The 9,110-nt window shown below is 72.8% G+C and carries 5 protein-coding genes; 3 read left to right on the forward strand and 2 right to left on the reverse strand.

The genetic code is table 11. The features are described from left to right. The first annotated feature begins 60 nt into the window (after positions 1–60). Positions 61–1,227: an N-methyl-L-tryptophan oxidase gene (solA, locus tag LX15_RS14085; protein ID WP_253670023.1), complete on the forward strand. Its 1,167-nt coding sequence runs from the start codon at positions 61–63 to the stop codon at positions 1,225–1,227. A 129-nt stretch (positions 1,228–1,356) separates the two neighbouring features. Here the strand turns inward: solA and hrpA are convergent, their stop codons facing one another. Both hrpA and LX15_RS14095 read right to left on the reverse strand, forming a co-directional pair. Continuing rightward, positions 1,357–5,265: an ATP-dependent RNA helicase HrpA gene (gene hrpA, locus LX15_RS14090; RefSeq protein WP_253670024.1), complete on the reverse strand. Its 3,909-nt coding sequence runs from the start codon at positions 5,263–5,265 to the stop codon at positions 1,357–1,359. Positions 5,266–5,573: 308 nt separating this feature from the next. Then, complete coding sequence (locus tag LX15_RS14095) at positions 5,574–6,806, reverse strand: CynX/NimT family MFS transporter (RefSeq protein ID WP_253670025.1); 1,233 nt, start codon at positions 6,804–6,806, stop codon at positions 5,574–5,576. Positions 6,807–6,933: 127 nt separating this feature from the next. Here LX15_RS14095 and LX15_RS14100 point away from each other — a divergent pair, with 127 nt between their 5' ends. Both LX15_RS14100 and LX15_RS14105 read left to right on the forward strand, forming a co-directional pair. After that, positions 6,934–7,926: an Lrp/AsnC family transcriptional regulator gene (locus LX15_RS14100; protein WP_253670026.1), complete on the forward strand. Its 993-nt coding sequence runs from the start codon at positions 6,934–6,936 to the stop codon at positions 7,924–7,926. 263 nt (positions 7,927–8,189) lie between these two features. Further along, on the forward strand, positions 8,190–9,110 hold a 921-nt coding region (locus LX15_RS14105), incomplete at its 3' end, for a serine/threonine-protein kinase (protein WP_253670027.1).

Raw genomic sequence — 9,110 nt, forward strand, 5'->3', positions numbered from 1 at the left:
CCCCAGCGGCGGTCACTGCCACCGGTTTCGACCAGCGGCCAGCCGCGCGACGATGACGTCATGCGGACCGCCCACGACGTCGTCGTGATCGGGCTGGGCGGCATGGGCAGCGCCGCCGCCTGGAGCCTGGCCGCCCGGAGCCTGGCCGGCCGGAGCCTGCGTGTGCTCGGGCTGGAGCAGTTCGGCCCCGCGCACGACCGGGGCTCCAGCCACGGCGGGTCGCGCATCATCCGGCACGCCTACTTCGAGGACCCCGCCTACGTTCCGCTGGTGCTGCGCGCGCACGAGCTGTGGGAGGCGGTGGAGCGCGAGGCCGGGCGACGGCTGCTCTGGCCGACCGGCGGGCTGATGGTCGGCCGGCCGGACGGCCCGCTCGTCGCGGGCAGTCGGCACTCCGCGCGCCGGTGGGACCTGCCGCACGAGATCCTGGACGCGCGGGAGATCCGTGCCCGGTTCCCCGTGTTCGCCCCGCGTCGGGACGAGGTCGGCCTGTTCGAGGCCAGGGCGGGGATCGTCGCTCCGGAGGCCGCCGTGACCGCGCACCTGGAACTGGCGGCGAAAGCGGGTGCTGACCTCCGCTTCGGGTGCCGCGTCCTGCGATGGGAGGCGCTGCCAGGGGGCGAGGGCGTGCGGGTGGTCACCAGCGAGGGCGATCATCACGCCGGGCACGCGGTGATCTGCCCGGGAGCGTGGGCCCCCGACCTGCTGGCCAACCTGGGTGTGCCGTTCACGGTGGAACGGCAGGTGCAGTTCTGGTTCTCGCCGCGCGGCGGGACCAGCCCCTACACCCGCCTCCCGATCTTCATCTGGGAGGACGAGTCCGGGGAGCGGTTCTACGGAGTCCCACCGCACGCGGGCTCGCCGGACGGGGTGAAGGTGGCCTTCTACCGCCGGACGGACGTCTGTACCGCCGACGCGGTCGACAGGGTGGTGCGCCAGGACGAGGTCGACGCGATCGCGCGTCACGTGGAGTCGCGGGTGCCGACGTTGCCGGGCACGTTCCTCCGCGCCACGACCTGCCTGTACACCAACACACCCGACCGGCACTTCGTCATCGCCACCCACCCCGACCACCCGCAGGTCACGGTGGCCTGTGGATTCTCCGGCCACGGCTTCAAGTTCGTCCCCGTCGTCGCCGAGATCCTCACCGACCTGGTGACGACCGGGCGCACGCCGCATCCCATCGCCCTGTTCGACCCACGACGGGACTTCCGTCCGCCACCGTGACGCGCCGCGCCCCGCCGCGAGCCGACGGGCCGGGGCGCGACGCGTCCACAGTGGACGTCCACAAGAGACAGACGAGCTGGCGGTCAGGAGACGGACGAGCTGGCGGACAGGAGACGGACGAGCCGACGGTCAGATCGGGAGCTGGTCCATCGCCTTGTAGATCCGCTTCTCCGACACCGGACGCGGCGTGCCGATGGTCTGCGCGAAGTAGCTGACCCGCAACTCCTCGATCATCCACCGGATCTGCCGCAGCCCCTCGGCGGCGGGGCCGTGCTTCGGCGCCTGCCGCGCCAACTGCTCGTACTCCTCCCGGACCTGGGCGACCCGCTGCGTCCACTCCTGGTCCCGGCGCGGGTTCTCCGGCAGCTTCTCCAACCGGCGCTCGACCGCCCTCAGGTAGCGCGCGACGTCCGGCAGCCGCGACAGGCCGGTCGCCGTGACGAACCCGGGGTACACCAACGCCGAGAGCTGGCCCCGGATGTCGGCCAACGACTCCGCCGGCGCGAAGCGCGCGTCGGCCAGCCGGGTCTCGACGGCCTGCCGCGCCGCCAGGACGCGCTCCACCTGGTTGACGACCTCCACGAGGATCGGCCCGAACCCGGCCCTGACCCGCTCGCGCAACGCGGCGAAGCCCGCCTCGTCCCAGGCCACGCCGCCGCCGTCGGTCATCAACCGGTCCACCGCGCAGGAGGCGCAGTCCTCCAGCAGCGGGGCCACCCCGCCGTGCGGGTTGGCGCTCAACGTCAGCTTCGCCTGGTTGCTCAGGCCCCGCAGGTACTTGCCGGGCGCGGGGACGTTGAGCATCAGGAGCCGGCGGGTGCCCCGCCACATGGCCTCCCGCTGCTCGTCCTCGCTCTCGAACATCCGCACGGCCACCGAGTCGCCCTGGTCGACCAGGGCGGGGAAGGCGGTCACCACGTAGCCGGAGCGCCGGCGCTCGACCCGGCGCGGCAACGCGCCGATCGTCCAGTCCTTCAGGCCGTCCCGCTCGACCCCGCTGGCCGCCGCCGACAGCGTCGCCTGCAACCGGTCCCTGAGCCGCCGCCGCAGCTCCGGCAGGTCGCTGCCCTCGGCCACCAGGCGCTTCTTCTCGTCGACGACGCGGTAGGTGACCTTCAGGTGCGCGGGCACCTTGTCGAGCTGCCAGGCGTCCCTCGGCACGCTGACCCCGCTCAGTCGCTGGATCTCCCGCTCCAGCGCGTCGAGCACGCTCTCGTCCTTGCCGGGGGACATGCGGGCCAGGACGGCCTTGGCGTAGTCGGTGACCGGCACGAAGTGGCGTCGCAGCGGTTTGGGCAGCGACCGCAGCAACGAGGTCACCAGCTCGTGCCGCAGGCCGGGCACGTGCCAGGCGAACCCGTCGCCGCTGACCTGGTTGAGCACCTGGAGCGGCACGGACACGGTCACGCCGTCGGTGACGCGCCCCGGCTCGAACTGGTAGGTCAGCGGCAGCCGGACGTCGCCCTGCTGCCAGAAGTCGGGGTAGTCCTGCGGCGTGATGCCGCCGGCCTGCTCGTTGACCAGCATCGACCGGTCGAAGGTCAGCAGGTCCGGCTGCTCGGCGCGGACCTTCTTCCACCAACTGTCGAAGTGCCGGGCGGAGACGACCTCCTCGCCGATCCGCTGGTCGTAGAAGTCGAACAGGGTCTGGTCGTCGACGAGGATGTCCCGCCGCCGCGCGCGGTGCTCCAGCTCCTCGACCTCGCGCAGCAGCTCGCGGTTGGCGTGGAAGAACTCGTGCTGGGTGGTCCAGTCGCCCTCGACCAGGGCGTGCCGGATGAACAGCTCCCTGGACAGCGCCGGATCGATGCGCCCGTAGTTCACCTTGCGCGAGGTCACGATCGGCACGCCGTAGAGCGTGACCTTCTCGTAGGCCATGACCGCACCCTGGTTCTTCTCCCAGTGCGGCTCGCTGTAGCTGCGCTTGACCAGGTGCCGCGCCAGCTTCTCGACCCAGTCCGGCTCGATCTTGGCCGCCACCCTGCCCCACAGCCGGGAGGTCTCCACCAGCTCGGCGGCCATGACCCAGCGCGGCGTCTTCCGGAACAGCACCGAGCCGGGGAAGATCGCGAACCGGGCGTTGCGCGCGCCCTGGTACTCCTGCTTCTCGGCGTCCTTCAGCCCGATGTGCGACAGCAGGCCGGCCAGCAGCGAGACGTGGATGCGCTGCGGGTCGCCCGGCAGGTCGTTGAGGTGGATCCCCATCCCCCTGACGACCTGGCGGAGCTGGCCGTAGAGGTCCTGCCACTCCCTGACCCGCAGGTAGTTCAGGAACTCGGTGCGGCACAACCGGCGGAACTGGCTGGAGGACAGCGCCTTCTGCTGCTCCTGGAGGTACTGCCACAGGTTGAGGAAGGACAGGAAGTCCGACTCCTTGTCGGCGAAGCGCGCGTGCTTCTCCGCCGCCGCCTGCTGGTGGTCGGTCGGCCGCTCCCTCGGGTCCTGGATGGACAGCGCGGCCGCGATCACCATGACCTCGTGCACACAGCCGTTGCGCTCGGCCTCCAGCACCATCCTGGCCAGCCGGGGGTCGATCGGGAGCTGGGCGAGCCGGCGGCCCAGCGGGGTCAGCCGGCGGCGCGGGTCCTTCTCCGCGGGGTCGATCGCGCCCAGCTCGTGCAGCAGCGCGACGCCGTCGGCGATGTTGCGCCGGTCCGGCGGGTCGACGAACGGGAACGCGGCGACGTCGCCGAGGCCCAGCGCCGTCATCTGGAGGATGACCGAGGCCAGGTTCGTGCGCAGGATCTCCGGGTCGGTGAACTCCGGCCGGGACAGGAAGTCCTGCTCGGAGTACAGGCGGATGCAGACGCCCTCCGAGACGCGACCGCAACGGCCCTTGCGCTGGTTGGCCGACGCCTGCGAGATCGGCTCGATGGGCAGGCGCTGCACCTTGAGCCGGTGGCTGTACCGGGAGATGCGCGCGGTGCCCGGGTCGATCACGTACTTGATGCCGGGGACGGTCAGCGAGGTCTCGGCGACGTTGGTCGCCAACACGATCCGCCGCCCGGGGTGCGGGGCGAACACCCGGTGCTGCTCGGCCGCGGACAACCGCGCGTACAACGGCAGGATCTCGGTGTTGGGCAGCTTCATCTTGCCCAGCGCGTCCGCCGTGTCGCGGATCTCCCGCTCACCGCTGAGGAAGACCAGGATGTCGCCGGGGCCCTCGGCGCGCAGCTCGTCGACGGCGTCGCAGATCGCCTGGACCTGGTCGCGCTCCTTGTCGACCTCCTCGGCCTCCTCGTCGATCACCGGCCGGTACCGCACCTCGACGGGATACGTGCGGCCGGAGACCTCGACGATCGGCGCGTCGTCGAAGTGGCGGGAGAACCGCTCGGGGTCGATCGTCGCCGAGGTGATGATCACCTTGAGGTCGGGCCGCCTCGGCAGGAGCTGCTTGAGGTAGCCCAGGATGAAGTCGATGTTGAGGCTGCGCTCGTGCGCCTCGTCGATGATCAGCGTGTCGTACTGGCTGAGCATCCGGTCGTGCTGGATCTCGGTCAGCAGGATGCCGTCGGTCATCAGCTTGACCAGCGTGTCGTCGCCGACCTTGTCGCTGAACCGCACCTTGAAGCCCACGGCCTCGCCCAGCGCGCCGTGCAGCTCCTCGGCGATCCGGTCGGCCACGCTGCGCGCCGCCAGCCGCCTCGGCTGGGTGTGGCCGATCATGCCCAGCACGCCGCGGCCCAGCTCCAGACAGATCTTGGGGAGCTGCGTGGTCTTGCCGGAGCCGGTCTCGCCGGCCACGATCACGACCTGGTGGTCGCGCACGGCGGCCAGGATCTCGTCCTTGCGCTGGCTGACCGGCAGGGCCTCCGGGTACTCGATCCGGGGCACGGCGGCCCGCCGCCGGGCCACGCGCAGCGCGGCGCGCTCGATCTCGGCGGCGATCTCGGCCATGGCGGCCTCGCGGGCCCGCGGCGACCGGGACCCGCGCAGCCCGTCAAGCCGGCGCCCGAGGCGCCGCTGGTCGCGCAGCATCAGGTCGGACAGGCGTTCCCGCAGGTCGGCGGGCGAGGGGTTCACGATCGGCGTTTCCATACGGGAGACCAGGGTAGGCAAGGCCGGCGTCGCGCGACCTTCGGTTTATCGTCCGCCCACCGGGCGTCGGCGCTCACACCGCCCCCGGCGACCGTCCCCGCGAGGCGACCCGGTGGGCGGCGACAGCCCCTCGTCAGGCCGTGTCAGCCGTTGTCAGGGCGTGTCAGGCCGACAGGGGGCGGTCGACACCGCCCGGTTCAACGCCCCGGCGCTCCCGTGCATGCCCGTCCCGGCGGAGGAGGGGGAGTGAGCAGGACAACACCGCTCACCCTCCGCCCTCCCTCCGCCGGAGGGGGCCGCGCCGTGGATCACACGTGGGCGGCCCTGGCGGCGCCGAAGCCCACCGTGGCGACGACCAGGGGGATCACCACCAGGCCGACGATCGGCCCGGTCCAGCCGCCGAGTGCGTCGTGGAGCAGGCCGAACAGCAGCGGACCGGTCGCCGACAGCGCGTACCCGACGCCCTGCGCCATGCCGGACAACTGCGCCGCGGTCTGCCCGTCGCCGGCGCGCACCGCGAACAGCAGGAACGACAGCGCGAAGCCGGCGCCGCCGGCCAGGCCGAGGAGCGTGACCGACGCGACCAGCAGCGGGCCGCCCGCCACGAGCACGCCCAGCGCGCCCACCAGCTCGCCCGCCACGATCACGGCCACGACCATCCGCTGGTCCGGCCGCCGGTTGGCGACCACCGGCACGACCAGCGAGGCCACGGCGCCGGCGATCATGTAGGCCGCGCCGAGGGTGCCGGCGGTCGCCGGCGACAGCCCGCGCGCCCCGAGCATCGAGGGCAGCCAGGCGCTGCACACGTAGAACAACATCGAGTGCAGGCCGAAGAAGACGGTCACCTGCCAGGCGAGCGGGGAGGTCCACAGCCGGCGGGGCCGGGCCGCCGCCGACGCGTCGGGCACGTGGCGCTCCCGCATGAGGGGCAGCCAGGCGACCAGGGCGAGCACCGCGACGACCACCCACACGTTCAGCGTGCCGCGCCAGCCGAGGCCGGCGTCGTGGGCCAGCGGCACGGCGGCGCCGGCCGCCACGCCGGCCCCCACCGACATCACCGTGGTGTAGAGGCTGGTCATGGCGCCCACCCGGTGCGGGAAGTCCCGGCGCACGATGCCGGGCAGCAGCACGTTGCCCACCACGAGACCGAAGGCGAGCAGGGTGGTTCCGGCGAACAGGGGCACCGCGCCGGGCAGCCACCGCAGCAGGCCGCCCGCCGTCAGCACGAGCATGCCCCCGACGAGCACCGCCTCGATGCCGTGCCGACGGGCGAGCCGGTTCACCTGCGACGAGGCGAGCGCGAACACCGCGAGCGGGATCGTGGTGAGCAGGCCGACCACGCTGCCCGGCAGACCGGTCGCGTGCTGGATGTCGGTGGTGAGCGGGCCCACGGCGGTCAGCAGCGGGCGCAGGGACGCCGCGGTGAGCAGGATCGCCACCACGACCAGGGCGGGGTGGCGGGTGCCACGGCGGACGGTGGCGGACGGCGCGGCGGGCGCGGGCGTGGGCGCGGGTCGGGTGGTCTGGGGCGCGGCGGACATGTCCCCCTCAGCAGGGATCTCAACAGGAATCAACGACGAACAGACAGGGGAAATCTGCCGACCTCATGGCCTGATCTTCCAGTCAGCCGACTCCGGTTGCTCGATTCCGCCATCATGGAGCCTTGTGATGTCCGATCCGCTCACCCCGCTCGATGATCTCGACCGGGCGCTCGTGCTCGCGCTCCGCCGCGACGGCCGCGCGGCCTTCAGCACCCTCGCCGCCGAGCTGGGGGTGTCGGAGCAGACGGTGGCGCGGCGGTACCGCCGCCTACGGTCCGAGCAACTGATCCGGGTCGTGGCGGTCGTCAACCCCTACGCGGTTGGCTGGCACCCCCTCCAGCTCCGCCTGCGCACCGAGCGGGGGACCGCGCCGCGCGTCGGCCAGGCCCTGGCCCTGCGACCCGACGTCCTGTGGCTGCACCAGGTCTCGGGCAGCCACGACCTCTCCGTGACCGTCTACACCCGCACGACCGCCGACCGGGACGCGCTGGTGCTGGAACACCTGCCCCAGACCAGGGACGTCCTGAGCGTCGAGCACCAGTTGATCCTGCGCATGTTCGCGATGCCGGACACCTGGCAGACCGGCGTGCCCAGGGGAGGGGACCACCCGCCCGACCGCCTGCGGCTCGACGACCTGGACGAGCGGTTGCTGGCCGTGCTGGCCAGGGACGCCAGGACCGGGCTCGCCGCGCTCGCCGACCAGCTCCACACCACCCCGACCACGGTGCGGCGGCGGATCGCGGCGCTGCGGGAGGCCAGGGCCGTCATGCTGATGACCGAGGTCGACCCGGCGCTCTTCGGCTACGGCACCGAGGCGCTGCTCTGGCTGACCGTGCACCCGGCGCACCTGGAGGTGGCCGGCAGCCGGCTCGCCGCGGAGCCCGCCGTGCGGTTCGCCTCGGCCACGACCGGCGCGGCCAACCTCATCGCCGGGCTGGCCGTCGTCGACCCGCCGGGCCTGTACGACTTCCTCACGCACGTGGTCGGCCGGCTGCCCGGCGTCACCCAGGCGGAGACGACCCCGATGCTGCGCACCATCAAGCGGGCCGGCCTGCTGCGGGTCGGCCGTCGGCTGGTGGAGCCCGGCCTGCCCACGCCGGCCAGGGACGACCGGCGCTGAGCCGGGCCGGCCCGGCCCGCCGCCGGCTCCTCCCCGCCACGGACTCCGCCCGAGATCACGCGGAACGGTCCCGTGCCGCCACTGGGGTGTGATCTCCGGCGACGCTCCGCACCGCGCGTCCGCCGTTCCCCGGGGGGTGGGCCGACGCGCTGAACCGGTCGTGTGGTGCGCGGACGTGCCGGCTGACTTGTCGCTCGGGACGCGCTCGGGGGCACTAGGGTGGGGCGCTGATTGGTCCACGAGCTGTATCGGGGGAGTCGCGGGTGAGCGCCGAGGGTCGCCTGGTCGCCGGACGCTACCGGTTGCTGCAGCGCCTCGGCAGCGGCGCCATGGGTGTCGTCTGGCAGGCCCATGACGAGCGTCTGCACCGCACGGTGGCCGTCAAGGAGTTGCTGCTACAGCCCGGTCTGAGCCGGGAGGAGGCCGACGAGGCCAAACAGCGGGCGATGCGTGAGGGTCGGATCGCCGCCCGGTTGCAGCACCCCAACGCGGTCACGGTGTTCGACGTGGTCGAGGAGGACGGCGCTCCCTGCCTGGTCATGGAGTACCTGGCGTCGCGGTCGCTGGCGGCGGTGATGGCCGAGCGGGGCACGCTGCCGCCGGCGGAGGCGGCCCGGATCGGGGCGCAGGTCGCGGCGGCGTTGTCGGCGGCGCACGCGGCGGGGATCGTGCACCGGGACATCAAGCCGGGCAACATCCTGTTGGCCGAGGACGGCACGGTGAAGATCACCGATTTCGGGATCTCCCGGGCGACCGGTGACGTGACGGTGACCAAGACGGGGATGTTGGCGGGCACGCCGGCGTATCTGGCGCCGGAGGTGGCGCGGGGGCGGGACATCGGTCCGCCCTCGGATGTGTTCTCGTTGGGGTCGACGTTGTACGCGGCGGTGGAGGGTGAGCCGCCGTTCGGGTTGAACGAGAACACGTTGGCGTTGTTGCACGCGGTGGCGGCGGGGAAGGTGAATCCGCCGTCGCAGGCGGGGCCGTTGACGGCGTTGTTGATGCGGTTGTTGCGGTCGGAGCCGGATGAGCGGCCGACGATGGCGCAGGCGCGGGAGGCGTTGGCGGCGGTGGCGGCGGGCAAGCCGTTGCCGGCGGGGTTGGGTGAGACGGTGGCGGTGGTGCCGCCGTGGCAGTCGGGTGGGGTGACGCAGGCGGTGGCGACCAAGGCCGTCGCCGCGCCC

The organism is Streptoalloteichus tenebrarius (genome assembly GCF_024171885.1).
GTDB classification, from domain to species: domain Bacteria; phylum Actinomycetota; class Actinomycetes; order Mycobacteriales; family Pseudonocardiaceae; genus Streptoalloteichus; species Streptoalloteichus tenebrarius.

Excerpts from the sequence above, each read along its gene's own strand:
- hrpA (WP_253670024.1), bottom strand. The coding sequence starts at position 5,265 with ATGGAAACGCCGATCGTGAACCCCTCGCCCGCCGACCTGCGGGAACGC.
- solA (WP_253670023.1), top strand. The coding sequence starts at position 61 with ATGCGGACCGCCCACGACGTCGTCGTGATCGGGCTGGGCGGCATGGGC.
- LX15_RS14095 (WP_253670025.1), bottom strand. The coding sequence starts at position 6,806 with ATGTCCGCCGCGCCCCAGACCACCCGACCCGCGCCCACGCCCGCGCCC.
- LX15_RS14100 (WP_253670026.1), top strand. The coding sequence starts at position 6,934 with ATGTCCGATCCGCTCACCCCGCTCGATGATCTCGACCGGGCGCTCGTG.